18 protein-coding genes are annotated in these 26654 nt (G+C 54.6%); all 18 read right to left on the minus strand.

What is annotated here, in order from left to right; translation table 11 throughout:
• Positions 1-7 precede the first annotated feature (7 nt).
• The 18 genes from LKX83_RS15370 to LKX83_RS15455 all read right to left on the minus strand — a co-directional run bounded on the left by LKX83_RS15370 (position 8) and on the right by LKX83_RS15455 (position 26589).
• The gene (locus LKX83_RS15370; RefSeq protein ID WP_227883161.1) at positions 8-1327 is read right to left on the minus strand and encodes an aspartate aminotransferase family protein; all 1320 of its coding nucleotides are present in this window, start codon (positions 1325-1327) and stop codon (positions 8-10) included.
• Positions 1324-2808: a M81 family metallopeptidase gene (locus LKX83_RS15375; RefSeq protein ID WP_227883162.1), complete on the minus strand. Its 1485-nt coding sequence runs from the start codon at positions 2806-2808 to the stop codon at positions 1324-1326. Before LKX83_RS15375 ends, LKX83_RS15370 begins: the two co-directional genes overlap by 4 nt.
• Positions 2809-3037: 229 nt before the next feature.
• On the minus strand, positions 3038-4153 hold the full coding sequence (locus LKX83_RS15380; RefSeq protein ID WP_227883163.1) for a glycosyltransferase WbsX family protein: 1116 nt from the start codon (positions 4151-4153) through the stop codon (positions 3038-3040).
• Between the two features lie 52 nt (positions 4154-4205).
• A complete protein-coding gene (locus tag LKX83_RS15385; protein ID WP_227883164.1) occupies positions 4206-5096 on the minus strand; it encodes a carbohydrate ABC transporter permease in 891 nt (296 codons plus the stop codon).
• Positions 5097-5112: 16 nt separating this feature from the next.
• Entirely contained in the window at positions 5113-5979 is an 867-nt protein-coding gene (locus LKX83_RS15390; protein ID WP_227883183.1) for an ABC transporter permease, read from the minus strand.
• A gap of 165 nt (positions 5980-6144) precedes the next feature.
• On the minus strand, positions 6145-7869 hold the full coding sequence (locus LKX83_RS15395) for an extracellular solute-binding protein (RefSeq protein ID WP_227883165.1): 1725 nt from the start codon (positions 7867-7869) through the stop codon (positions 6145-6147).
• A gap of 104 nt (positions 7870-7973) precedes the next feature.
• Entirely contained in the window at positions 7974-9272 is a 1299-nt protein-coding gene (locus tag LKX83_RS15400) for a response regulator transcription factor (protein ID WP_227883166.1), read from the minus strand.
• Positions 9273-9290: 18 nt separating this feature from the next.
• On the minus strand, positions 9291-11012 hold the full coding sequence (locus LKX83_RS15405; RefSeq protein WP_227883167.1) for a cache domain-containing sensor histidine kinase: 1722 nt from the start codon (positions 11010-11012) through the stop codon (positions 9291-9293).
• A 509-nt stretch (positions 11013-11521) separates the two neighbouring features.
• A complete protein-coding gene (locus LKX83_RS15410; protein WP_465249332.1) occupies positions 11522-11722 on the minus strand; it encodes a DUF3502 domain-containing protein in 201 nt (66 codons plus the stop codon).
• 172 nt (positions 11723-11894) lie between these two features.
• Positions 11895-12965 (minus strand): NAD(P)H-dependent flavin oxidoreductase, encoded by a 1071-nt coding sequence (locus LKX83_RS15415; RefSeq protein ID WP_227883168.1) that lies wholly within the window; start codon positions 12963-12965, stop codon positions 11895-11897.
• A 262-nt stretch (positions 12966-13227) separates the two neighbouring features.
• Positions 13228-14499 (minus strand): prolyl oligopeptidase family serine peptidase, encoded by a 1272-nt coding sequence (locus LKX83_RS15420; RefSeq protein WP_227883169.1) that lies wholly within the window; start codon positions 14497-14499, stop codon positions 13228-13230.
• 35 nt (positions 14500-14534) lie between these two features.
• A complete protein-coding gene (locus LKX83_RS15425; RefSeq protein ID WP_227883170.1) occupies positions 14535-16823 on the minus strand; it encodes a beta-glucosidase in 2289 nt (762 codons plus the stop codon).
• A 22-nt stretch (positions 16824-16845) separates the two neighbouring features.
• Positions 16846-19524: an alpha-L-rhamnosidase gene (locus LKX83_RS15430; protein WP_227883171.1), complete on the minus strand. Its 2679-nt coding sequence runs from the start codon at positions 19522-19524 to the stop codon at positions 16846-16848.
• A gap of 106 nt (positions 19525-19630) precedes the next feature.
• Positions 19631-21145: an ABC transporter substrate-binding protein gene (locus LKX83_RS15435; protein WP_227883172.1), complete on the minus strand. Its 1515-nt coding sequence runs from the start codon at positions 21143-21145 to the stop codon at positions 19631-19633.
• A 67-nt stretch (positions 21146-21212) separates the two neighbouring features.
• Positions 21213-22097: a carbohydrate ABC transporter permease gene (locus LKX83_RS15440; RefSeq protein ID WP_227883173.1), complete on the minus strand. Its 885-nt coding sequence runs from the start codon at positions 22095-22097 to the stop codon at positions 21213-21215.
• Positions 22098-22116: 19 nt separating this feature from the next.
• Positions 22117-23064, minus strand: a complete 948-nt coding sequence (locus LKX83_RS15445; RefSeq protein WP_227883174.1) for an ABC transporter permease — start codon at positions 23062-23064, stop codon at positions 22117-22119.
• 203 nt (positions 23065-23267) lie between these two features.
• Complete coding sequence (locus LKX83_RS15450; RefSeq protein ID WP_227883175.1) at positions 23268-24788, minus strand: ABC transporter substrate-binding protein; 1521 nt, start codon at positions 24786-24788, stop codon at positions 23268-23270.
• A 187-nt stretch (positions 24789-24975) separates the two neighbouring features.
• Entirely contained in the window at positions 24976-26589 is a 1614-nt protein-coding gene (locus LKX83_RS15455) for a helix-turn-helix domain-containing protein (protein ID WP_227883176.1), read from the minus strand.
• Positions 26590-26654 lie beyond the last annotated feature (65 nt).

Below are 26654 nucleotides of genomic sequence, written 5' to 3' on the forward strand. Positions count from 1 at the left end.
GACCTGATTATTGTTGGACAGTTATCTTCCGAGCAACCCGTTCTACCGCAAGCAAAGTCTGATCTATCTCTTTCTCGCCATGGGCCGATGAGACATACCAAAGTCCATTGGGACGAACGAGTATCCCTTCGTGCAGCAGCGCCTCGGCAAATTGCGTATACAGGCTCGTATCCCGAAGATTAAACGTATCGAAATCGTTCACTTCCGTTCTATCGATAAACATGACATGAAACACCGGACCCAGTTGATTGACGACGACTGGATGACCGTTCCGGCCAAGATGAGATCGAATGCCATCCGACAGACGGAGTGCGGTGTTCTCCATCTCCTTGAGCACTTGTCCGTCCTCCTTCGATAGCTCTTCAATGACCGCTAATCCGGCTGCTGTCGACAAGCCGTTGCCATTGAGCGTCCCGAGATGCATGACGGTTCCTTCTTCGATGAGAGACATCATCTCTCTATTGCCCGCTACCGCGCTTAGAGCAATTCCGCCACCCAATGCTTTGCCGATCGTCACAAGATCCGGAAGGATGCCGAATCGTTCGTGCGCACCGCCAAGCCCCATGCGAAAGCCGGTGATCACTTCATCCCAGATGAGCACGATGCCCAACTTTGACGTCAACTCCCGCATCAATTCCATATAGCCCGGCTTGGGTGCAATACAGCCTGAATTGCACATCACGGGCTCAGTTATGACTGCTGCGATCTCATGATGATGCTGTGCCAGCGTCTCCTCCAAAGCTTCGGGGTCGTTCCACGGCAAGAGGATGATATCCTGCAGACTGCTGCGGCTTTGTCCGTTTGTTCCCGGGATGATATCCGAGTTCCCTTCGGTCGGGCCGGCGGAGGAGAAATCCGGGCTTGGGAAAGACGTAAAAATGGTGTCCGACCATCCGTGGTAATGACCATAGAAACGGACGATTTTTCGCTTTGAGGTATAGGCTCGCGCTAACCGAAGCGCCAGCATCACCGCTTCGGTCCCCGATCCGCTGAATGCAACTTGCTCGGCGCAAGGCAATATTTCCGTTAAACGCCGGCCCAGTTGAATTTCGCCGTCGTGCTGCATGCCGTAGGTGCTCCCCTTCTGCAAAGCCTCGAGGATTCGTTCGTTAAACCCGGGATGGGCATGACCCAAGATCAGAGGGCCATAAGCCAGCATGTAGTCAACGTACTCATGGCCGTCCACATCTTGAATGATCGCCCCGTACGCTTTGCGTACGTACAAGGGCGTCGGCTTCATCGAAACCCGGAGACTGCTGGCTACCCCTCCCGCTACATAAGCTTTTGCTTCTTGAAATTTGTCGATCGATTGTTGGTATCGGTTCATTCTGCATGCTCCTTTTCAATTGAATTCCATGGAAATGCAGATGGGGGTACATGGCGGTAGAGGAGACTCTGCAACGAGACGGTGCAGCAGCCGGGAGTGTCCACCTCGATCATCTTCTTGGCATAGGGTCCAAAGGCGCTGATCCAAGCTACGGCCGATTTCACTACAATGATGTGGAAAGAAGAAGGATGCAGCCCTAATGATTCAACATGCCCGATATCCCAGGGAGGCACCCGCTCGGAGGTGAGGACAAGGGTAACAGGACCTGCTTCAATAACAGCGGTTGTTCCCATATAAGCAATAGCGCCCTTCATGTAAGGCCCTCGATGCGTATACATGCCATCGAAAAGCAGCCGGACCTTCCCCTCGACAGGAACCGGCATGCCATGCAGGCTGTCGCTTTTGCCTCCAACCGGATAAGAGAAGACTTCGCCTACACCTTGCCGGCATGCAGTCGCAACCGCGTCCGGATCACGAATGACGATCAGGCTACGTTGAGGGAGCTTCAGAAGCTCTTGTAGGAGATGCGTTCCATCGGCAGGAGAACCGCCGCCTACATTATCGGACCCTTCCACCAGAATGACGGGTCCCTCATGGGCCTCCTGAACGGATTGCAGTGCAGCCGTCACGCCAATAGCTTCAACTCGAAACTGATCGCGCAGAGACCATGCAAGCTGAGCCAGCTCATCCGCATAGCGCTGTGCCAAGGATTCCCGCCCGTTGGTCGTCACCGCAAAACACATTCCCGCAAAAGGGACGTCACTGTACGGAAATCCGCCGCAAACAGTTACATTCAGGACGTCGGGGTCACGCTCCATTGCAAACGCCTTCTCCATGATCTGCTTCATGACACCTTGCGTCGTGATCATTTTTTGAGGAACCACGAGCATATTCGGTCTGGCCAATGCGATCACAGGCTGAATCTCTCCACGAATTTGTCGAACCAGCAGCTGCAAAGCTTCCATCCCACGTTCATAGGCATCGATATGAGGGTAAGTATCGTATCCGACGAGCAAGTTGCATAACTGAGGCATGTTTGGTCCCAGATTGGCATGCAGGTCCACAGTGACGGCAATGGGAATATCTACACCAATGCGACTTCTGATGGCCTCCAGTATAGCTTCCTCCATATCCGGACAACTCTCTGACACCATCGCGCCATGAAGAATAACGACCCAACCATCAAGACCTGGTTGAATCGATTGTGTCAGCTGCTGCAAAATATGTCTCGCAGCTTCATCGGACACGATTCCGCCAGGCGTCGCCGAGACATACAATCCGGGCACAAGCGTAATGGAGTCTTGCAGCGAGGCATCAATCACTCCTCCCATCGTCGTTCGGGTATGCTGAAACAGCTCCATAAAGGGAAATTCCCCCAACGTGGAACAACGACTAAAGTCACTCAGGTGCGTTAACCCAGGTGCAAACGTGTTCGTTTCATGGTAAACACCCACTACCCCAATGCGTAACGGTTCTGCCATGCAAAAGCTCACCCGCTTTCACACCTAATGAAGTAAATATTTATTAAATTATGGAAGTAATTGTAGCATGAGCTCCAATTTCACATCAAGAAAATTATTTTATATTTGGAAAAAATTTTTGAATACTAAGAACGAGCCTGAAAATTAGATTTTCAGGCTCGTACAATAGATCCGCTCATGTTGTCCTGCACCAATCTCCATGAATATGTACAAAAGTCAGCGTGACCGTTTACTTTATAAAGGTTATCTTCACGGCCTCCAGATAGCCGTATCCATATCGATCATCCGGTTGAAGATAACTGGTTTCCGTCCATTCGTTCCAGCTGTTGATGGTAATCAACGGCTGTTGTCCCGGATGCTCGTCGGCATATTGCTTGGCCAGCTGAAGCGCCTTTTGTACATGGTCCGGCGTGTTCTGCCTCACGATGCCGGGACGGAATTCCTGAAATCTCGGATTGTTGTCCCATCCGATTGAGATATGCGGGTAATAAGGAATGTCATAGGTTTGGTCAATTCGCTGCCATTCCTTAACGACATCCTTCATAATATCCTCATAGTCTCTGTCGATATCGGCAAAATGCACAAACTGATAGTGGGACAAGCTGTCAAATCCAAGCAGCGTGACCACTTCGCTTGTCGTGGCCTCCTTGCCGCCATCGATGCCGCTAAGATTGAAGCTCATCTCTTTCCACAGAGTCAATTGAAGATGAAGTCCCGGAAGCCCTTCCTCTACCGCCCGGTTGCGGAACCAGTCGAACGCGTCTTTGGTTGCGTCCGCCCCTCCCAAGCCCTTCATCAAATTGGCCAGATCGTAAATCATAAATACAGGCTTGCCGTCGATGGTGTAGTAGGAAGGGTGCTTGAAGTATTCGGCGATCAACCGATGGGCAATTCGTTCGAACTCGGGGCGATCCACCGACGCCTCCCAAATGACCGTATCCTGCATATGAGATAGCCGGATATCCCACGTATGATTGACGTCGTGATTCGCCCACATCAAGTAAAATTGAACCCTGTCATTGTTTCGTGCTTTCAAGTATCCGTTATTCAAGCATTGCTCCAAGAAAGGTCGTTTGTCATACCAATACCAGTCATAGATAAACACATTGATGCCGTGATCTGCCGCAGCATTAATTTGCATTTCCATCACATAAGGATCCGCTTCATTGACATATCCCCATAACGGTTTTCTCGGCCAATCGTGTTCCGGAAATTTTCTCGCGGCATTTTTGACGGACTGCCACTCCCCGATTCCTTCCGGCCAGAACATCCTGGTTCTGGGTTCGTCCCCCGTATAAGCCGGCCAGACATAAGCGGCTACATCATAGCTATTCCTATTCATCATGCGAAGCCCTCCCTACATCAATATACGAGAAGCTAGGATTGCCAGACTAACATCAACCTTTCACGCTGCCTACTACAATTCCTTTCATAAAATACTTCTGAAGGAACGGATATACGGCCAGAATCGGGGCGGCAGCAATAAAAATCTGAGCCGACTTCAAGGTGCGGTCTGACACTTCCGACAGCATCTTGAGTTCTTCCTGTGAGGCGGTCGTAAACAGGGACATATCGCGATTGATCATGATCGTCTGCAGATAGGTTTGCAGCGGATAGTGATGCGGCGAGCTCATCAAGATCAGCCCGTCGAACCAAGCGTTCCAGTGCCCTACGCAGGTAAAGAGCACTAATGTCGCGAGAGCCGGCTTGGAGAGCGGCAAATAAATTCGGCTTAGAATGGTCCAATGACCCGCGCCATCGATGAAGGCCGACTCACCGATCTCCTTCGGGAGCTGGCGGAAAAAGTTAAGCAGAATGATGACGTTGAATACGGGGACCGCACCCGGCAGAATCAGCGCCCACACGGAGTCCATCAGGCCGAGCTGCTTCACCGTCATGTACCAGGGGATGAGTCCGCCGCTGAAAATAATCGTGATAAACAGGTACCACGAATACGCATTCCGCCCATACAGATCGCTGCGTTCCTTGGACAAAGGATAGGCTGCGAAAATGGTTAACAGCATATTGACGGACAAGCCGAGCGCGACACGCTCCAACGACACCAGGAAGGAGGTGAGAAACTGCGGATTGTTAAGCGCATATTTATATGAGCTTAGGTTGAATTCGACCGGCCAGAGCGTCACCTGTCCGGCAGCCGCCGCAGTACTGCCGCTGAAGGACACGGCCAACACGTGGATAATCGGGAAAATACATAGCAGCGCACAAGCGGCAAGGAATAGGTGATTTACGCCCTCGAATACTTTGCCGCCGAACGTTCGGTGATGCATGATACCCGCCCCTTCGTCAGAAAATGCGATAGCCTGCAAATTTGGAGGCAAGCCTGTAACCCGTGACGATGAACACGAACGAAACGACCGATTTGAACAACCCGACCGCGGTAGCGACGCCATATTGGCTGTTTTGCAATCCGATCCGGTAAACGAACGTATCCAGGATGTCGCCGGTCTTGTATACGACGGGGCTGTACAGGTTGAACACTTGCTCGAAGCCTGCGTTCAGCACATTGCCGAGACTGAGTGTCGCCATTAGCACAACGATAGGCATGATGCCCGGAATGGTTACATGCAGCACCTGGCGGAAACGGCTGGCGCCGTCCATGACGGCAGCCTCATAGAGCAAGGTGTTGATGGAGGTGATCGCCGCCAGATAAATAATCGTCCCGTAGCCGAACTCCTTCCAAACATCGGTAACGACCAGGAGATAAGGGAATATTTTCTCGTTTGCCAGAAAAAAAATCGGTTCGATTCCGATCCCTTTCAGTATGAAACTAATGATGCCGTCGGTTGGCGACAAAATATCGATCAGAATGCCCGACAGAATGACCCAAGACAAAAAGTGCGGAATATAAATCAGCGTCTGAATGGACCGCTTCACGAAGCTGCGGCGAACCATATCGAGCAATATCGCAAATAGGACGGGCACGAGCAGCCCGAATACGATCTTAAGCAGCGCTATAAAGACCGTATTCCAGAGCACCTGCATCGTCTCCGGCATGGCATAAACATAGTTAAAGTTCTCGAGGCCGACGAACTTCGAGTTAAAGAACCCTTTCGTCGGATTGTAGTTCTGAAATGCGATCAGGATGCCGGCCATCGGATAGTAGCTGAAGACCGCGACTAGTAGAACACAGGGGAGCAGCATGAGATGCATCGGAAACTGATGCCTGATTTTCGCTGCGGCACGAGTACGTTTGGTATAGCCGCCGGTTTGCTCTACGGTTTGTCTACTCGCCATTCCCTTACACTCCTTGTCCTATCTGTAGCCGGTTGAAAGGCAGTTCCATTCATCCATCCAACCGGCTTCGTTGCCGTTTCCTTACTTGGCTGCGTTGACTTCTCTGGTAATGTCGTCCCCGCCGAGCTTCTTCCATTTCGTCACGTAAGCGTCGAATTCGTCGACGGGCGCCGCTCCCATAATGATTTTCGTGAACGTCTCGCTGCGCATCTGGTTAAGCGTCGCTCCCTTTTGCGTCGTCGACTCCGTATCGGCTTTGATGTAGCCGTTTTGCAGGAACCTATCATTCTTGTCGTAGAATTCGATCACGTTGAACGCGCTGTTGTCGGGACCTGCCCAGGCATAGCCGCTCCAAAGCTTATTATCGCCGGCTTTGTAATTCTCGATCTGTTCCACGTTATCCTTGACCCAGTAATTCTCCAAAACCGATTGATCCTTTTCATTGAAATATTTGTTCACGCTCTGATGGATGAATAGGTTCTGCTGCGGGTAGAACGACGTCATCGTGGCCAATTGATAGTTTTGATCCGGTATTTTTTCTTGCTCGCCGTTCTTGCCGTGATAGGCGGGAGCGAAATCCGGGCTGATCGCCGGGTCTTTGGCATAGAAATAGTTGTAAAGCTTGATCGCGGCTTCCGGGTTTTTCATTTTCTTGTTGACTACGTAGAACGTAGCCGCAGAGCCGTTAATCATCGGCTTGGCAGGCACGCTGTCTATAGAGACAATCGGGAACGCCTGCCAATCCGCTTTGGGGTCCTTGTTCTTCGCATCCTGCAGCGGGTAGAACGGGTTCCAATGTTGGCCGTAAAGCATGCCGACCTTGCCGGCCGTTACCGACTCGGCGACCTTCGCGGTGTCTTTGACGGAGAATTCCTTGTCGATATATCCGTTCTTGTACATTTCCGCCAGCTTGGCGAGCGCGCTCTTGATTGGCGGCTGTATCCCCCCGAAGACAAGATTGCCCGATCCGTCATCGATCCACCCGTTCACGTAACCGTGATAGCCTTCGAAGAAACCGTCAAGCCCGGCAAACCCGCCCGTCAGGTCCTTCAAGAGCCCAAGGCCGTAGGTATCGTTAGCTCCGTTCCGGTCCGGATCGTTTTTTGTGAAAGCCTCCGCGATTTTTATGACATCGTCCATTGTCTTTGGAGGCTCCAGACCGAGATTTTTCAGCCAATCCGCCCGAATCCAAATCATCGATGCTGCATCAATGGCCCCATTCAGTTGCGGGATCCCCATGAGTTTGCCTTCCACAGTCGCCTGATTCAAACCGATGTTCTTGTCGGCTTCCATCATTTTCTTTGTAAAATCGGAGGCGTACTGATCAAACAGCTGCGTGATATCCATGGCGACGCCGGTATCAACCAGCATCTTAAATTGACGCGGGTTGGCAGGGATGATGTCCGGCAAATCGTTTGAAGAAATGGCCACGTTCATTTTTTGTTCCATTTGCGCCCCCGGTACCGTCCAGAGGTATTTAATCTTGATGCCCAAATCCTTCTCATAGCCGCGGGTCCATATGTTGTCGTTCACAACATCCGGTTTGATGGCGACGGATTTCTGCACCTGATCGCTTAAGCCCATAACCGATGTAACAGTAATCGGAGAATCGTATTTTCCCTTCGCGATTTCCGCCGTAGAATCGGCAGCATCCCCCGTGTTGTCGTTCGATGTTTGGCTTGCTTGCGAGGAAGGATTGCTTTCTTTGTTCGTTGTATGGTTACCGCTGCAGGCAGCAAGAACCAGAATGGCAGCCGTTAGGACAGCAGTCGTGAGGATTTGGGGGTATGAAGCTTTCTTTTCCATGCACGTTCCCCTTTAATCATGATTTACAGTGGCCACTGTGCTTACATTATAGAAAGGATTGAAGCGTTTTCATATCATCATTTCTTTACGGCTCATTCATTTATTTACCTGCAAAAGGCATCCCTGTATTCTTGTGGGGCAAGACCCGTCAGCTTCTTGAAGGAACGAGCAAAGTTCGAAGCGGAACCGTATCCGAGCGATGCCGCGATGTCATTGATGCGGTTTTCGGAATCGGCCAGCAGCTGCTTGGCCCGGTCTAACCGGACCGTCTGGATGAATTCGGAAAGGTTAAGACCGGTTTGTTGTTTAAAGAAGCGGGACAGATAGGTCGGATTGAAGTGAACGAGATCCGCAAGCCTCACAAGGGAAATATCCTCGTGAAGATGCGCGTCGATATAGACTTTGACTTTGGTGACGATATCCTGGGATCGAGCTTCCTGCTTATCGGTACGCAGCATCTCCGTACCTGCGCCCAATCGGTGATCAAGCAGGTGCGCGAGCGATTGATTCGCTTCCGCAATCCGCTCCCATTCGATCGTCTCCGTGCAGACCGCAAACGAAACCGTCCGCCCAATCGTTTCCTTTGCGGCCCTTTGGATCGTTTCGAGCGTTTCGCGGATGAACAGTCCGATTTGCTCCTCCCGATGGTCGGAGACTTCAGACCCGCTGCTTGTATGCTTCGCCTGCAGGAGCCATGCCATCCGATTGGAACCGGAAGCGGTCATGACACTCTCCACAAGCGGTGAGAAATACCGCTCGGCAATCAGACGGATCGTCTCGACCGCGGCCTTCCTGGCCCTATATCCGGACGGAACTGGCGGGAATGGCGCGTCAAAGCGGCAGACGGCCAACCAGATCGGCTTAAAGGGATCGAGCGGCATGCCGAGCCGCACCCATTCTTCAGCAATATCGGGACCGGCCTCCATCTCTCCGCACAGCGCGGCTGCCAGCAAGTCCTGCAGCATCATCTCGTTCAACACTTGAAGCCGTTCTTCCGCCTCGGCGATCAGCGCTTCGGCGCGAAGCGACCGCTCCATCTCCGCTATGGTCTGCCCAACGGCCTCCATGACCTTGCCATACCCTTCCGTTTTCAGAATATATCGGACTGCGCCATGCTCCATGGCGCGGTGCGCGTAGTCAAACTCCTTATAACCGGTTAAAAAGATCACACGGCAGGAGGGCCAACTGCTCTTAACATGATGCAGCAATCCGATTCCATCCAGGCCAGGCATACGAATGTCCGATATGATCATATCGACTTTCATCCGGCCCAATAGTTCGAGCGCTCCTTTCCCGGAGTAGACGCGATGCACATCCATTTCCCATTCGCCGCACTCTTTGAATTCTTCATATAATCCGTCGGCGATAATCGGTTCATCATCGACAATCAAAAGCGTATACATGGGTATCCCCCTTCTTATTCAGACTGTGGTCAGCCGAATGGTCACAACGACGCCGAACTTGCCGCTTGCCATGCAGAGCCCACTATCGTTCCCGAGAAGCAGCCTGATCCGCCGGTGTATATTGATCAAGCCCGTGACTTCCGCATGTTCGTTTGATTCGATATCGGATTCGAACTTGCGGAGCTGCTCGTCCGTCAACTGTGCTCCGTTGTTCGCTACTTCAATGCGCAATCCGTCCTGCTCCGGCAGGAACCGGATGTTCAATAGGCCGTTCTCTTCCAGATTCTCCAAACCGTGCTCAAAAGCGTTCTCCAGAATAGGCTGCAGAATTAACCGCGGCACAATAAAGTCTGTATAGGCCGGCGGCAGCTCGCCGAACGCCACCCGAATTCTGTTGGAGAATCGCATGGACTGTATGTCGCAATAGGTTCGCGCGTGATTTACTTCCTGCTCCAGAGTTACCTCATCCGAAGCATTTCGGGTTACGAATTGAAAATACTCGCCCAGCTGGAGCTGGAATTTCATCAATTGCTCATATTCCCCCCGCTTGGTCATCGTGTAAAGAATAAAAAAACTGTTATAGAGAAAATGCGGGTTGATCTGGGCTTGCAGCTGCTTCAGCTCTGCCCGCTGCACCATGATGGTCTGCTTATAGTTCTGGTCGATCAGCGCCCGCAACCGTCCAAGCATCGAATTGAATCTGTCATAGAGAAACCCAAACTCGTCTTCAAATCGATGGCCGATCGTGAAATCCATGTCTCCGTTCTCAAGCCGTTTAAACCCTCTGATCAGGGTGTGCAGCGGCATCCTGATAAAGCGGAGAATCGCCAGCGAAAAAAGAATGATGATCAATAGTACAGCAATCGAAAGCAGCCAGAACGAGGATTCGTATTTTCTCAGTCCGGCAAACAGAGCGCTCTCCGGAATATAGCTGACCAGTGTAAGACCCAGATAAGATGAAGTGCTATAAATATAAAGATAAGGCTTGCCTTGTACAGTAACTGAACCTCTGCCGCTGTCAGAACTGCCTACCATGAAGCGGATGCGTTCCTGAGTCGGTGTAGCTATACTGTCTGAAATCAGCAAATGCTTGTGGGCGTCCATAAGGAACGAACCGCTATTTTCGTTCAGATTGAATTGCTTTAGCGACTCCTTCAGTTGAGGGAGGGATAGCTCGATCAACACAGCATATAAAGGCTGGGGGCTCTCCTTGATGTAGTTCGGCGGAAAAAAAGCGTTAAGAAAGAGATGCTCATCGCTATAAACCAACTGAGAAGGCGTCGAGTTGTCGAAGAGGGCCATCCGTTTCAAATCCGTCTCTTGCAAATCTCCAATACTGCCTTCTGCAGGAATCGTTCGTCGGATGGAGGGGATGTAAGCGATTACATTTTCGATATAATTACTGCCGTTTTTAATTGCGCTCAGCCTCTGCTGCAGTTTGTTCAAATAATAGCCGCGTTCGTAATTGTCCATGAACGAATCATTATTGGCGAGCCGGTTAATATCGTCATTGTAAAGCGCATCGGACTGCACCAGCTTCAGTCCCTGGATTTCCTTTTCGATTTTATCCAAATAGTAGGACATCTGCGCTGCCTTCGTGTTGAGAATTTCCCTTTTGATCGCGGTCACGCCCCACTTGTACATGCTGATGCCGATGCCATACAGCGGTACCATAATGATCAGAAAGGTAAGGACAAGCCGCATAAAGATCGATCTTCGCCAAAAGCCGACTACCTTCAAAGTGCTTCTCCCTCCTTCTCCTACAATTGACATAAGAAAAAGCCCTGGACCTTCGGGGCTTGGGCTTTCCTGTACGTTTAGCAGTCGCAATCGGGAGGATTGGGGTGTATGAAGCCTTCTTATCCATGCACGTTCCTCTCGTGTTTACATTATAGAATGGAATTAAACGTTTTCATATCCTCATTTCTTTACGGCCCATTCATTTTTTTACCTGCAGAATGCTATAGTATGAGCCGTGGCCCTCGCGATTCGTACATCCCCTACAGTCACTACTTCTTTGTACAAACACAGCCCAAGGAAATTAGTTCCATTGGGCTTCAGCAGACATTTTCCGGGATCGCCAAGGTCTTAAGTGACCTGGAGTTTCGCACGGATTCCGCTTAGGTCAATTTACCAAACAAATCACCCCTTAGCCTTCCGGAATACCAAGAGGTTTTCCGATGCCTATGCTAAGGGGTGCGCATCCGTTCATTCCCCGACGGCTTTCTTCTATATATAAAGAAGCTTTTCTATTTGCCCGCCGCCCACGCGTCCAGTTGCCGCTGCTTCTCGGCAATGACCTTGTCGATGCCGGCCGCATTCAGCAAGGCGTTGAACTTCGGCAAGTTTTGCTCCGGATCGATCGTACCGGTTTCCAACGCCATCGCGTATTGCTGCACGACGTTCTGAATCGCGGCCAGCTCCGTCTTGACCGGCTCCGGATTGTACATGATCCCGAGCGCTTTCGATTTCTCGGCTCCTCGTTGAAATCATCCATTTGCCGATGATCTTCAATTGCGCCCCGCTCGGTTTCATAAACAGGAAATGATAACGCGTCCGCGTTTTTTTCTCCAGCGCTGAGATTGGACGACTCGCGATTTGCGCGTTGAAAATCAAGTTTGATTACTTCCTATCCTCGATAAGCTTTTTGGCTTGATCGATTGTTTGTTTGATAATGGTCGCGGCAGATTGATCGTTAGCCAACCTCAAGCCTTGCCCGGCCCAGAGTGACATATACTCCGGGTTATTTGCCATTGCCGAAGCCTGTCTAATATCCTTTGTCATGACATGCTGAATCGGGTAAGGAGGAATTTTTCCCGGATACGCATGCATATTACGCATAAATTTGGTCTGAATGCCCCTTGCTGCTTTGCCGGAGTAAGCACGCGTAATTTCGGTGGCATCCTCGTTTGCCGAAAGAATTTGTTGTTTGTACGTTGGATGTGCTCCGCTTTCCGTACAGGCCAAAAAAGCTGTACCCATTTGAACGGCTGACGCTCCCAATGTCAGACTGGCTACTAACCCCCGTCCATCCATAATCCCCCCTGATGCGATCACGGGAACCGAAACACGATCAACCATTTGGGGAACCAGAGCCATGAGTCCGATTAAAGAATCGGATACGTTCTTAAGGAATGTCCCTCTGTGTCCCCCTGCTTCACTTCCTTGGGCCACAATCGCATCTGCGCCAGATGCCTCCAACTGAATCGCTTCATCCACTGTTGTTGCAGTACCGACTACAAACGTTCCGCGTTGTTTCATGCTTTGAATCATGTCGGGTGAAGGTATGCCGAACGTGAAACTAAACACGGGAACGCTCTCTTCCAGAACTACCTGTACCTGCTCTTCAAACGATTCCGAATACTTTCGAAGTGCCGGACTTTGCGGAATGCCAAGTTCATTACGGTAAAAGTCAAGGTAGTCCGACATTTCCTTCATCGTCTCTTCTTCTGATTCTTCCGGTTGTTCAAAGACAAATAAATTAACGCCGAAAGGCCGGTCGGTTAACTTTCTGATCTTATGGATTGTATTTCGGAGCTGTTTGGGGGTTAAATACCCGGCACCTAGGTTGCCTAGTCCGCCAGCGTTCGAAACGGCTGCTACTAATTCCGGAGTCGTTGGCCCGCCTGCCATCGGTGCCTGAAAGATCGGATATTTAATGTTGAGCTTTCGTGTTAAAGAGGTTTCAAACACTATTGAACGCCTCCTGTCATTTATGGTTTATTGGTGCCCGCATTTGAACCGCGACATGCTTCTAAAATCATTTTAACCTCCCTTCATCTATCGCGTAAAATGAACATAAATGATGGTTTTCATAAAAAAATTCAATGCCTAATACGAGGTATGCAGGTGGACATCCCATCACCTTATGACAAGAGGGCAACCATGAAAACTGGTTGCCCTCTTGTGCAAATAAGATCCTTTACTTCCAAGCGATCCGATAAGCAGTTTATCGTTACTTGTGCTGCAAAGCCAGCCAATCCATCAGCGAAACTTCTTTACCTTCAACCACGACCGGCTCTCCATCGTAATCCAGGCGGCAGTCGTCATTCAGAGCATATATCCAAGTGAAATGACCGTGGTAGGTAAACGGTTGCCCCTGTTCATCGGTAAACAGGCCATGGAGATCCACCACTTTGTCAAAAAAAGAGAAATGCACGTTCGTTGCTCCGGCCTTCATCAAGCGCTCATAGGTCGGTACAACGGTTTCTTCCGGCTTTACGACGGAGTCGTCCTTGGAATGCGTAAACCAAATCGGCATAATCTTCATCTTCTCGATCTCCGCATCGCTGATGACTTCATCGAACAGCGCTTCGCATACCGGATAAGCCGCCGCGAAAAAGTCCGGATAATCCAGCACCATTCGCATCGTCATAAATCCGCCGTTAGAGCAACCGCCGATATAGATCCGGTTGGTGTCGATTGCCGCATCATTGCGGGAAATAAACTCGTCGATGAGCGCCTTTAAGGCTTGCACGTATTTGGAATTTCCTGTCCGGCCGTAAAGTCCGCTCCCGTCGTCCAACCAGAAGGTCGGCGCTTGCGGAACCAATACGTAGGCGCCGCCGAACTTCGACTGGATGTCATCTCCGGCCAAGTTCACCACCTTGTTGCCCGTATAGGCAATGGCTGGGTCTTGACCCCCCTCTCCTCCTCCGTGCAGCCAGATGATGAGCGGTCGTTTTCCGTTTCCCGTCTGCGGTACGAAGTAGCCGTACTTCAGCGGTTCCTCTTGGAAGGAAGAGACACCCTGCAGGAACGATTCTGCCTGCTTCATCGTAGTACCCGCACATAGATCGAAGACGAAACCCGACAGCGTACCTCTATCGGACGGGATCTCTGCAATCTGCGTAATCCGGTAATCGCTGATGATATATTCATTCATTCCATTCAGCGGGGCAATCGCGGCCGATAAGGGGTCCATCGGACCATGCTTCATTTCGAGCGTCACGAAATCCCCTTCCGCTCTCCGTTCTCCGTCGAGACCCGATGGGTATGCATCCATGACGACGCCGTATCCCGTGCTCGGAATTAGGTTATCGAGTTCAAACCAACTCCGCGGAAGCATTAAGATCTCCCCGTTCTTGTCCTTCCGCTCCACATAGACATTAAAGCATTCCGGCTTTACCGCTTCCGCCTTCACGTTTGCCTTTATCGGCAGCACCAGCTTGGTAATAAACGGCCCGTAATCCGTGATCTCGGCAATCGCAAAATAAGGTTTCCCCATACAAACGCCTCCTCTTCTCTTTTCTGAAAACTCAATCATATATTCTTGTCTACTTTGACTTTGTTCAATTTGTCTAGCCAAGCGTCCAGAGCCTCGTCGGTTAACGCTCCTCCGCTGAAGGCGACGACGGCGCGCAGCGGCAAATATTTAGCGAAGGCCGCCATCATCTCCGCGCCCTCTTCATCCGAATCCTCCGCAGGCAGCGGGAATGGCGAGTTCTTCATCAGCTCTTCGATCGCGACCGAGGCGGCGGGATCGGCCAGCAAGTCGCCTACCGTGGAGTTGCGATCGTACCGCCTCTCGAGGTTCGTCTTCGAACGTACGGCAAGCGTGCCGCTCAGCCGGATATCGGCGGAAGAAGAACCGACCAGAAGCTCGAATTCGCCCGTCTCGACGCGCCAATCCTTCAGGGCGACGTCATAGAACGCGAACGACCGCTTGTTCAGCGTGAAAATGATCTCCTTCTCTTCGCCCGGCTGCAATTCGACCTTGGCGAAGCCCTTGAGCTCCTTCTCCGGACGAATGACCGAGCTTTCCGCGTCTCGTACGTAAAGCTGCACGATCTCTTTGCCTGCACGATTGCCGACGTTCTTCACGCGAACCGTGGCGTTCACGGTCTCGGTGTCGTCGATGATGGAGTGATCCGTCTCCAGATTGCGATATTCGAAGCTAGTGTAGCTTAGGCCGTGGCCGAACGGGAAAAGCGGCGCTATCCGCTTCGCGTCGTAATACCGGTAGCCGACGAAAATTCCCTCGCGATATTCCACCCGGTCTCCCTCGCCCGGGAAGTTCAAGTACGACGGGTTGTGTTCGAGCCGGACAGGGAACGTCTCCGCCAGCTTGCCGCACGGGCTCGCGACGCCGAACAGCAGGTCCGCGATCGCACCGCCGAGCGCCTGGCCGCCCAGATACGCTTCCAGCACCGCCTTCGTCTTGCCGATCCAAGGCATCTCGACGGGAGCGCCATTGCTCAGCACGACGACGACGTTGCCTTGAACCGCAGCGACCGCTTCGATCAGCTTCGCTTGATTGTCCGGAATGCGCAGATGAGTCCGGTCGAAGCCCTCGGACTCATAACGTTCCGGCAGGCCGGCGAAGACGATCGCAACGTCCGCTTGGCGAGCGGCCTCCGCGGCTTCCCGGAACAGATTGTCGTCGATGTCGTCGTTCGCAAGCGCATAGCCTTGGGAGTAGGAAATCAAGACGGCCGGGCCGGCAACGCCCGCCAACTCCTCGCGGATGTTCTCCAGCTTCGTGGGATTGACGTGAGAACTGCCGCCGCCTTGGAAGCGAGACTGCTCCGCCAGTTCGCCGATCACGGCAATCTTGCCGGACTTTGCGAGCGGCAGCAGATGGTCGTCATTCTTAAGCAGCACCATGCACTCGCGCGCCACTTCGCGGGCCAGCCGGTGATGGGCGTCCGCATCGAAGGTCGCGCCGGGCTTGCGGGCGTCGACCGCCCGGAAAATAATATTTAGCAGACGCTCCACCGCCGCGTCCAGCTTCTCCTCGGGTAGCTTGCCGCTGCGGACGGCTTCCACGATCTTGCGATCGCCCGATCCATTGCTGGACGGCATCTCCAGCTCGAGGCCTGCGGCCAACCCGTCGGCGCGCTCGTTGACGGCGCCCCAGTCGGACACGACGAAGCCCTCGTGGCCCCACTCGTCCTTCAGAATGTCCGTCAGCAGCTTCGGGTTTTCTGAAGCAAACGTGCCGTTCACTTTATTGTAAGAACACATGACCGTCCATGGCTGTGCCTTCTTGACGGCTCCCTCGAAGCTCGCCAAGTAAATCTCGCGCAGCGTCCGCTCGTCGACGACCGAGTCGCCGGTCATGCGGCGGTGCTCTTGGTTGTTGGCGGCGAAATGCTTGAGCGACGTGCCTACGCCTTGGCTTTGCACGCCTTCGATGTGGGCGGCGGCCAGCTCCGAGGACAAGTACGGATCCTCGGAGAAGTATTCGAAGTTGCGGCCGCAAAGCGGGGACCGCTTGATGTTTGCGCCCGGCCCGAGCAAAACGGCCACTTCCTCGGCCTGGCACTCCTCTCCGAGGGCAATGCCCACTTGTCGGATCAAGTCGCGGTCCCAGGAGCTGGCGAGTCCGGCCGCGGAAGGGAAGCAAGTGGCCGGCACGCTGTCGAACAGGCCCAGGTGGTCTGCGCTCGCCTTCTGCTTGCGCAAGCCGTGCGGGCCGTCGGTGACCATCACGGAGGGAATGCCGAGTCTCTCGATTCCTTTCGTATGCCAGAAGTCGAGGCCGGAGCAAAGCCCCGCCTTCTCCTCCAGCGTCATCTGCGCGATGAGCTGCTTCAGATCTCGTTCCATGGAATCCATCCCCTTCGTTCGATTAGTAGGTAAACCGATAATGGCCGGAGCCGGCCGTCAGCCGAACTCCGCCTTCCGCCTGCTCCGCCGACAAGATGCCGTTCTCCGTCCCCAGGATGACGCCGTTCTCGCGCGTTTCGGCCAGCGCCGCTCCCGGAAGCTCGATCTCCGCCGTCGTATTCGGCGGAATGACGATGCGGACGTCCATTCGGCCGCCCTCCGACCGGCTCCAACGGGAGACGACCGTGCCGTACATCGTCTCGAGTCGGCCTTCCGCCCATGTCAACCCTTCGCCCGGCTGCGGACGAATGCGAAGCCGCTTGTAGCCCGCTTCCGCCTCGTCCGTGTCGATGCCGGCGACGCAGCGGTACAGCCAATCGCCTATCGCCCCGTAGGCGTAGTGGTTGAAGGAGTTCATCGCGTCGCTCCAGAACGTGCCGTCCTCCCGAATGCCGTCCCAGTGCTCCCAAATCGTCGTCGCGCCTTTGGTCACCTGATAGAGCCAGGACGGAAAGTCCTTCTGCAGCAGCAGCTTGAAAGCCTCGTCGTTCCGGCCGTTCCGGCTGAGCGCAAAGTTCAGGTACGGCGTACCGACGAAGCCGGTCGTCAGGTGGTGATCGCTCTCTTCGAGCAGCTTCATCAGCTTCGCGATTGCCTTCTCCTTCGCTTGGCCTTCCAGCAGGCCAAAGTGAAGTCCGATCACCTGCGCGGTTTGCGTCGGGACGGCGAGCCTGCCCGAAGGCGTCACGTACTCTTCGCGGAACGCGCGGACGATGCCGTCGTACAGCTCGGCGTAGCGCTTGGCGTCTTCCGTCTTGCTGAGAATCTCCGCCGACTTCCGTACAATCGACGTCGAGTAGGCATAATACGCCGTCGCGACGAAGTGCATATCGGTCGCTCCCATGTATGCCCCCGGCTTGGCGTCGAGCGCCAGCCAGTCCGCGAAGTGGAAGCCGGTGTCCCACAAGTATTCGTTATCGCCCGTCTGGCGGATATACTCGACCCAAGCCTTCATGCTGTCATATTGATCCTCGAGGATGCGCTTGTCTCCGTAGCTCAGATAGACGGTCCACGGCACGATCGCGGCGGCATCGCCCCAGGCGGCGGAGTTGTACGGCGGCGGGAATCCCCCTTTGCTCGGCTTCTTCTCCAGCATGTTCGGCACGACGAATGGGACCCCTCCGTCCTCGGCCTGCTCCGCCTTCAAGTCGCCCGTCCACTTGGCGAAGAAGGGCGCCGCGTTCATCAAGTACGTGGCGGTGCGGGCAAATACTTGGGCATCCCCGGTCCAGCCGAGCCGCTCATCCCGCTGCGGGCAGTCCGTCGGCACGTCGAGGAAGTTGCCCTTAAGCCCCCACAGAATGTTGTGCTGCAGCTGGTTCACCAGAGGATCGGAGCATTCGAAGAAGCCGGTCCGCTCCATGTCGGAATGAACGACGATGCCCGTGAAGTCCTCCAGCCTGATCGGCTCCTCGAAGCCGATCAGGCGAATATAGCGGAAGCCTTGGAAAGTAAACCGGGGCTCAAACGACTCCGGCTCCGAGCGCCTCTTCGTATAACGGATCGTCTGCCTCGCAGACCGGATGTTGCCGAGGTAGAAGTTGCCTTCCTTGTCCAGCACTTCCGCGTGGCGAATCTCCACCCCGCGCCCCGCCTCGCCGCAGACCGTAAAGCGAACCCAGCCGACCATGTTCTGCCCCATGTCGATGACGGCGTCGCCTCCCGGCGTCCGCAGCAGCTCGATCGGTCGGATCTCCTCGATCTTCCGTACCGGCACGTTTTCCTGCGGAATCAAGATGTCCTTCGCATGCGCGATCATCTCCGCTTCCCGCCAACCGACGTCATCGTAGCCGGGTGAGCTCCAGCCGTCCCGTTCCAGCCGGGCATCGTAGGTCTCGCCGTGATAGATCTCGGACATGAGGATCGGCCCCGTCGCCGTCTTCCAGCTGCCGTCGGTGCGAACGACGACTTCCCGCCCGTCCTCGAACGAGACGTGCAGCTGAAGCAGCAGCGCCGTCCGGTCGCCGTACATCTCGTTATAGCCGTCCCAGCCCAAGTATCCTTTGTACCATCCGTTGCCCAGCCAGCCTCCGATGACGTTCTCGCCTTGAACGAGCAGTTCCGTCACATCGTACGTTTGGTACTGAAGCCGCTTGTCGTAGCTGGTCCAACCCGGCGTAAAATAGCTGTCCCCGACCCGGCGCCCGTTCAACCCCAGCTCGTACAAGCCGAGCGCCGCCGCATAGACGCGGGCCGAACGTACGGCGCCGTCCGCGCGGAACGGCTTCCGCAGCATCGGACACGCCTCCGGCTGCTCCGGATTCAGCCCGGCCGGCGCCGAGATCCAGTCTGCTGCCCATTCCGCCGCCTCCAGCAACCCCGTCTCCCAATAAGACTCCGTCTCCGTCCAGCCGGAGCTCTCGCCCCTCTCGTTCCAAGCCTCCACCCGGAAGTAGTAGCGAGTGCGAGAACGGACCGTTAGGTCGTCGGGCGTCACGTGCACAGACTCGTCGCTGTCGACGCGTCCGGAATCCCACGCGACCGATCCGAATTCCCGGTCCTCCGACACCTGCAGCCGGTAAGCCGACTGCTTCGTCCCTCTTCGGTCGGACCGCAGCTTCCAACTGATTCGCGGAACCCGCGCCCCGAGACCGATCGGATTTTTCCTGTACTCGCACTTTAATTCTTCAACCGCGAACATGCGATTCCGTCCCCCCTTGATTTCGATCCTTGCCCCGCGCCCGAGAGAGGAAAAGCGCGAACCCTTCCGAAGACGGAGCCGCGCTTCCCTGCCGGTCTTATGAATCTTACTGAGCGTTGGCCGCCGCCCAAGCGTCCAGCTGCTTCTGCTTCTCGGCGATGATCCTGTCCAGTCCCGCTGCCTTCATCTTGCCGTTGAATTCGGTCAGCAACGCCGGATCCAGCGTTCCCGATTCGAGACCCACCTTGTACTGGTTCAGTACGTTCGTGGCCGCCGCGACCTCCGTCTTCACCGGGCTCGCGTCGAACGTAAACCCAAGAGCCTTCGAGAAGATCGCAGAGTCGTTGAATTTCTTCATCTGCTCCCAGATATCGGCCGGCGTGCCTTCCCAGACGCCGGCGAGCGCATTGTTCCCGACTTCCCATTGGTTGAACAAGTAGCCCTGCGCCGCGCCGTCCGGCATCTTGATCGTGCCGTCCGCGTTCTTGACGTAATGCTTGCCTTCGATCCCGTTATCCAGCAGATTGACGATGTCCTTGTCGGTGTAAAGCAAATTCATCAGTTGCATGGCGCGCTCCGGATTCCGGCTGTTCCGCGGAATCGACAACATAAAACCGTTCGCGCTTGTCGATTGGGTAACCGGCTGCGTGAACCGCGCGGCGACCATTTCACGGCCGTCCGCTTTCGAATCCTGCTGCTCAAAGCCCGGCTTCATGTTGGACAAATAGCCGAATGCCTTGCCGGCCTTCACAAGGCTGTTGCCCGATTCCTGCGTCGTCGCCGCGTCCTGCATGATGTAGCCGGTCTCATACCACTTGCGGGCCTGAGCGATGGCGTCTTTGTATTCCCGGGTGTCAAACATGTTGACGACCTTCAGGTCGTTCTTGTTGATGAGCATCGCCCCAAGCCCGTCTCCCAGCAGATCGATGTCCTTGTTGTACATAATGGACGCGACGGTTTGCGAGGTCGTGTTCTGAACCAGCGGAATGATGCCGGGTTCCTTGTCTTTGATCGTCTGGAACACGGAGCCGAGATCCTCGAACGACTGGAGCGAATTCAGGTCGATTCCGTATTTGTCCACGAGATCCTTGCGCATGAGCATTCCGTAGTCGGCGGCCGTGTCGCGGACGCTCGGAACGCCGTAAATTTTCCCGTCGATCTTCGTCCCGTTGTAGATCTTCTCGTTCATCGTGTCCTTAATGCCGGTTCCGTACTGCGCAAGAAGGTCGTCCAACGGGATCAACTGGTTCTTGGCAACCTGGCTGCTGTAGTTGTAGAACGAAGAAGTGACGAGCAGATCCAGGTTTTCGTTGCCGGCAAGCAGCAGATTCACCTGCTGCTGCCATGCGGCAACATCGATCGGCATCAGCTTGACCGTGGCATTGATCTTCTCTTTCGTAATCTTGCTGATCTCGTCTTGGACGGCTTGCAAGTCGGTCGTCGTTCCAAAATTCATGTAGGCCATCGTCAACTCGACCGGCTTAGAGGCGCTGCTGCCGGCAGCGCCCGCCGTGCCTGCGGACGCATTCGAGCCGTTCGAGCCTCCGCACGCCGAAAGAGCAAGGGACAAGGCGAGAATCGCTCCCGTTCCCCACCCGAATTTGCCGAAATGTTTGTTCATGATGTCCAAACCCCCATTTTCAATATCTGTTGGAATAGGTATTGCCTACGCTTGAATAATGTCCCGCTCAACCCTTCACGGCTCCGATGGTGAGGCCTTTGACGAAATACTTCTGGAAGAACGGGTAGATGCAAACGATCGGGACGATGCCGATGACCGCCATCGCCATCCGGACCGAGTTCATCGGAATGGTCGCGGCCGCCGCGGACGCGTTGCCGCCCAGGCTGTTCTGCTGCAGGAACTGAATGTTGCTTAGCATTCGGTTGAGCAGGTTCTGGATGCTGAACAGCTTCGGTTCCGTGATATAGATCAAGCCGTTGAACCAATCGTTCCAGTACGAGATCGTCAGCATGAGGCCGATTGTCGCCAGAATCGGGAGCGAGAGCGGCAGGACGATCCGGTAGAAAATCTTGAACTCCGACGCTCCGTCGATATAGGCGGATTCGATGATCGGCACCGGAATCGACGTGCTGAAGAACGATCGGATCAACAGGACGAAGAACCCGTTGGTGAGCAGGCCCGGAACGATGAGAGCCAGCAGGGAATTCTTCATATGGAACAGTTCCGTGTACACGAGATAGGTCGGAACGAGGCCGCCGTTGAACAGCAAGGTGAAGAACACGACGAAGGCGAGGAATCCGCGTACTGGCATGTCCTTTCGAGACAGCGGGTAAGCTAGCAGCGAGGAGATCAGCAAGCCGACGAAGGTTCCGACCGCGGTGATGAAGATCGTAATTCCGTACGCGCGAGTCATCGTCGAAGCTTGGTTCCACAGATAGTCGTAAGCGGCGAAGCTGAGGCGGCTCGGGAACAGCGTATAACCGTCCTTGACGATCGACTGCTCGTCGGTGAACGAAGCCATGAACAGCAGGAGGAACGGGAACAAGCAAGCGGCGGACAACAGAATCAAGAGGATATGGACCGCCGTCTGGTTCATCTGGTTGTTCTTCATCGCTAGATTCGCTCCTTCCTTAGAATAGCGCCTGTTCGCGGTTGCGACGGGCGACGACGTAATTGGAGATCATGACGAGGATAAAGCCGACCAGCGCTTGGTATAAGCCTGCCGCGGAGGACATTCCGATATCGCCGAGCGTCATCAAGCCGCGGTACACGTAGGTATCGATAACGTCCGTCGTCGGCTGCAGCGGGCCGGAGTTAAGCGGCACTTGGTAGAATAAGCCGAAGTCGGAGTAGAATATACGTCCGATGCCCAGCAGCGTCATGACCGTGATCGTCGGGGCGATCAGCGGAACGGTAATGCTGCGGATTTGCTGCCACTTGCTGGCTCCGTCGATCGTCGCCGCCTCGTAGAATTCTTGGTCGATGCCGATGATGGACGCCAAGTAGATAATGCAGAAGTATCCGATGTTTTTCCACAGATTCACGATCGTCAAGATATACGGCCAATACTTCGACTCGCTGTACCAGGAGATCGGATGCATGCCGAGCATCGGCAGGATTTGCTTGTTGACGAAGCCGTTCTCGACGTTCAGCATCGAGAGCACGAGGTAGCCGACGATCACCATCGAGATCAGGTACGGCAACAGGACCAAGCTCTGGTAGAAGCGCGAGGCCAGCCGGTTGCGCACTTCGTTCAACAGGATCGCGAGCGCGATGGCGATGGAAGTGTTGAGAATGATAAAGCCGCCGTTATAAAGCAAGGTGTTCCGCGTAATGACCAGCGCGTCGTTGGTTTTAAACAGGTACTCGAAGTTCTTGAACCCGATCCAATCGCTGTAATAAATAAGTCCGAACAGCCCTTTGTGCGAATAGTCGATGTTCTTAAAGGCGATCACCACGCCCAGCATCGGCAAGTAGTTGTTGACGATCAGGTAGGCGAGCCCCGGAAGCACCATCAGGAACAATGCCCGGTAACGCTTCAGCTTCTTGAACGTTTCGCTCAGCCGGCTCTGTCTCATAGGCCTATTCCTCATTTCTTCGTTGTATAGATCTCATAGTAAGGGATGCGGACGAGCGTCGCTTACCAATATCCCGACCTCGATTTTAGATATTCCGACTTTGTCGGGCCGCTGCCGAAACGGCGAAATCCCTCGTATGCCGGCATAGAAAGAGGCCGTCCGCTTCGCTGTGAAGCAGACAGCCTCCTCCTCCTGTTTGGTTCTTACTTGCCGTTCGCCGCGGCCCAAGCGTCAAGCTGCTTCTGCTTCTCCGCCATGATTTTATCCAACCCGGCGGCCTTCAGCTTCGAGACGAACTCCGGCAGCACCGCCGGATCGAGGCTTCCGGACTCCAGCCCGACTTTGTATTGATTGGTGACGTTCGTCACCGCGGCGATCTCCGTCTTCACGGGGTTCGCGTCGAAGGTAAAGCCGAGCGCCGGCGAAAACTTGGCGGCCTTGTTGAACGCCTTCATCTGATCCCAGATGTCCGGAGCGGTGCCTTCCCAGACGGATGCCAGCGAATTGTTGCCGACTTCCCATTGGTTGAACACCCATCCGCTCTCGACGCCGTCCGGCTTCTTGATCTGACCCTGATCGTCCTTCACGTAGTGTTTGCCTTCGATGCCGTTGTCGAGCAAGTTGACGACGTCCTTATCCGTATACAGCAGGTTCATCAGCTGCATCGCCCGGTCGGCGTCGCGGGTGTTTTTCGGAATCGACAGCATGAAGCTGGTCGCGGAGGTTGACTGGGAGATCGGCGGCGTCAAGCGGACGGCCGACATCTCGTAACCGTTCAGCCCTGCCTCCTGCGACTCGAAGCCCGGCTTCATGTTGGAGAAGTAACCGAACGCCTTGCCTGCCTTGACGAGGGCGTTGTTGCCCTCTTGCGTCGTGGCCGCGTCCTGCATGATATAGCCGGCTTTGTACCACTTTCTGGCGAGCGAGAGCGCATCTTTGTATTCCTGCGTCTCGAAGAGGTTGACGATCTTCAGATCGCCGCTGTCCATCGGCAGCACGCCGAGGCCCTCGCCCAGCGGATCGAAGCGGCTCGTGAGCATCTCGTTTGCGATCGTACCCGTTTGCGAGCGTTGCACGAGCGGGTTGACGCCCGGCTCGTTGTCCTTGATGATCTTGAAGATCGGTTCCAAATCCTCGTAGCTCTTCACCTTGCTCAGATCGATATGATATTTGTCGACAAGGTCTTTACGCGCGATAAAGCCGTAGTCGGCCGCCGTATCGCGAACGGACGGTACGCCGTATATTTTCCCGTTGATCTTAGTGCCGTTGTAGATGGTCGGCTCCATCGTATTCTTCATGTCTTGGCCGTACTTCTCCAACAGATCGTCCAGCGGGAGAAGCTGATTCTTGGCCACTTGCGTGCTGTAGTTGAAGAAGGAAGAAGTGACCATCAGGTCGAGAGGTTCGTTGCCGGCCAGCAGCAAGTTCGTCTGCTGCGTCCACGCGGAAACGTCGATCGGCATCAGTTTGACCGTGGCGTTGATCTTCTCCTTCGTAATTTTGCTGATCTCGTCTTGGACGGCTTGAACGTCGGTCATCGTGCCGATTCCGAGGAAGGCGACCGTCAACTGCTCCGTCTTGCCGTCGGCGGTTGGCGAGGATGACGAAGTCTTGGAAGTGTTCCCCGAATCGGAGTTGTTGGAATTTCCGCATGCGCCGAGCGTCAAGGAAGAGACGAGAAGCGTGGACAGCACAATCGATGAGGCTTTCCATCTTTTGACCATTTGTTTTCCCCCATTGTGTTGAGATCGCGTTCTCCACCCGGCGCATCCCGTCTGCTTGTCGCCGTAAATGTAAGCGCATTCAAGTGGATGCCTATATTCTATAGCGGTTCGTTGTGGACCACCCACCAAAAAAACGACTTTCCGCTTTCAATAATCCGACCATGTACAAACGAGGCTAGGGGGTCCGTTATTTGCAGCAGCGGCTTTTCCGGTAATCCGCCGGCGTCATGCCGACCGATTTCTTGAAGATGGTGGAGAAGTAGCTCAGGTTCGAATACCCGGACGCCACCGCCACGTCGCTAATGGACTTCTCCGTCCGTTCCAGCAGTCCCTTCGCGAATTCGATCCGCTGCTGCTGCAGATAATCCGAGATCGATAGGCCCGTCTCCTTCTTGAACAGACGCGTCAAATAATCCGGATTGAGATAGACGTGGCGGGCGATCTCTTCCCGGGACAGCTCCAGCTCGCCGATCTGCTGGCGGATGAACCGCTTCACCCTCTCGACGATCGGCACGTTGTCTTCCGTCGCGAAGAGGCGATTGACCGCCACTTCGACGACGTACAGCGCCCATTCCCGGAACGCTCGCACGGACTGCAGAACCGCTTCCGGCCGATCCGTCAGCAGATTTTCCGAGAATACCTCGTTCGCCTGAAGCCCTTTTAATTGCAGCACATAATGGACCATCTGCAGGAAGTCGTGGTAAATTCGGTGCAATCGGGCGGCATCCAGCTCCGCTCTGCCCTCTTCGAAACGGCTCAGGTAACGCTCGATGTCGGCGGCCAATCGATCCCGCGTCCCCGCTTTCAGCCATTCTCCCCATTCGCGGAGCGGGGGCGGATCGAAGGGCAGCTTTATCCTCGGAACTTCGTTCAGGACGAACATCCGGTCGTATCCGGTCACATTGTCGGCGTCCGCTTTCTGGAGCTCTCCCAGCATGGCCGCCATCTCATGGGGCGCCGACCGGCGGCCGATGTAGCAGCATAGATCGCAGTAAAAGTACTTGCCGCTCGTTTCGATATACTCCTTGCATCTGGCCTTCATTCCCGAGGCCGGACCTTCGTTCGGCGATGACGGAACGAGGACGAGCAGCGCGCCGTTGCCCGTCGAAACGGCGGCGGCTTCCGGATCGTTATCCGCCAGCTTCTCCTCCGCGGCGTTCCGAAGGGCGTATTCCATAATCCGCTGCTCTCGCTGAGACAGCTCCTTTGTCCATCTCTTGACGCGGACGTAAACGGGCAAGAACGTCATATTCGCCGTATAGGCCAGATTGCGCTCCTTCGCGCTCTCCTCGATCTTCTCCGGGTTGGACGGCAGCGCCTGCTCGACGACGTCCTTCCAGAACCGCTCCTTGCGCAGCGGGCGATGGGATTCCCAGAGATCCGCGTATTTGCGGTGGGTCTCCTCGAAGGCGCGCCGCTCCCGGTCCTTGCCGATCTTGTCGGACGCCTTGGACAACACGCTCTCGAGCTCCTCGTAATCGACGGGCTTCAGCAGATAATCGAAACTGTCCAGCTTGATCGCCTGCTTCGCATAAGAGAAGTCGGAGTGGCAGGTGAGGAACACCGTCTCCGTCCGGGGATACCGCTCCCGCACCCAAGCGAGCAGCTCGAGCCCGGAGCCTTGGGGCATCTCGATATCGCATACCATCAGATCGATCGGATGCGACTCGAAGACGTCCTGGGCCTGCCTCAAGCTGTGAGCCGTGTAGACCTCTTCGATATGGAGCCGTTCCCAGTGAACGCCGGCTTGTAGCCCCCGTACCGAATGAGCCTCGTCGTCCACCAACAATACGCGATACATAGCTTATCCACCTTGTATGCTAAGAGCAGCTCCTGATTTAGGGGTTGCTCTTACGAATTTTGTAC

Origin of the sequence: Cohnella baijiui, assembly GCF_020731285.1 — a bacterium.
Lineage (GTDB): Bacteria > Bacillota > Bacilli > Paenibacillales > Paenibacillaceae > Cohnella.

Excerpts from the sequence above, each read along its gene's own strand:
- LKX83_RS15390 (WP_227883183.1), bottom strand. The coding sequence starts at position 5,979 with ATGCATCTCATGCTGCTCCCCTGTGTTCTACTAGTCGCGGTCTTCAGC.
- LKX83_RS15375 (WP_227883162.1), bottom strand. The coding sequence starts at position 2,808 with ATGGCAGAACCGTTACGCATTGGGGTAGTGGGTGTTTACCATGAAACG.
- LKX83_RS15455 (WP_227883176.1), bottom strand. The coding sequence starts at position 26,589 with ATGTATCGCGTATTGTTGGTGGACGACGAGGCTCATTCGGTACGGGGG.
- LKX83_RS15445 (WP_227883174.1), bottom strand. The coding sequence starts at position 23,064 with ATGAGACAGAGCCGGCTGAGCGAAACGTTCAAGAAGCTGAAGCGTTAC.
- LKX83_RS15430 (WP_227883171.1), bottom strand. The coding sequence starts at position 19,524 with ATGTTCGCGGTTGAAGAATTAAAGTGCGAGTACAGGAAAAATCCGATC.
- LKX83_RS15385 (WP_227883164.1), bottom strand. The coding sequence starts at position 5,096 with ATGCATCACCGAACGTTCGGCGGCAAAGTATTCGAGGGCGTAAATCAC.
- LKX83_RS15435 (WP_227883172.1), bottom strand. The coding sequence starts at position 21,145 with ATGAACAAACATTTCGGCAAATTCGGGTGGGGAACGGGAGCGATTCTC.
- LKX83_RS15450 (WP_227883175.1), bottom strand. The coding sequence starts at position 24,788 with ATGGTCAAAAGATGGAAAGCCTCATCGATTGTGCTGTCCACGCTTCTC.
- LKX83_RS15395 (WP_227883165.1), bottom strand. The coding sequence starts at position 7,869 with ATGGAAAAGAAAGCTTCATACCCCCAAATCCTCACGACTGCTGTCCTA.
- LKX83_RS15400 (WP_227883166.1), bottom strand. The coding sequence starts at position 9,272 with ATGTATACGCTTTTGATTGTCGATGATGAACCGATTATCGCCGACGGA.
- LKX83_RS15370 (WP_227883161.1), bottom strand. The coding sequence starts at position 1,327 with ATGAACCGATACCAACAATCGATCGACAAATTTCAAGAAGCAAAAGCT.
- LKX83_RS15425 (WP_227883170.1), bottom strand. The coding sequence starts at position 16,823 with ATGGAACGAGATCTGAAGCAGCTCATCGCGCAGATGACGCTGGAGGAG.
- LKX83_RS15420 (WP_227883169.1), bottom strand. The coding sequence starts at position 14,499 with ATGGGGAAACCTTATTTTGCGATTGCCGAGATCACGGATTACGGGCCG.
- LKX83_RS15440 (WP_227883173.1), bottom strand. The coding sequence starts at position 22,097 with ATGAAGAACAACCAGATGAACCAGACGGCGGTCCATATCCTCTTGATT.
- LKX83_RS15410 (WP_465249332.1), bottom strand. The coding sequence starts at position 11,722 with ATGTACAATCCGGAGCCGGTCAAGACGGAGCTGGCCGCGATTCAGAAC.
- LKX83_RS15380 (WP_227883163.1), bottom strand. The coding sequence starts at position 4,153 with ATGATGAATAGGAATAGCTATGATGTAGCCGCTTATGTCTGGCCGGCT.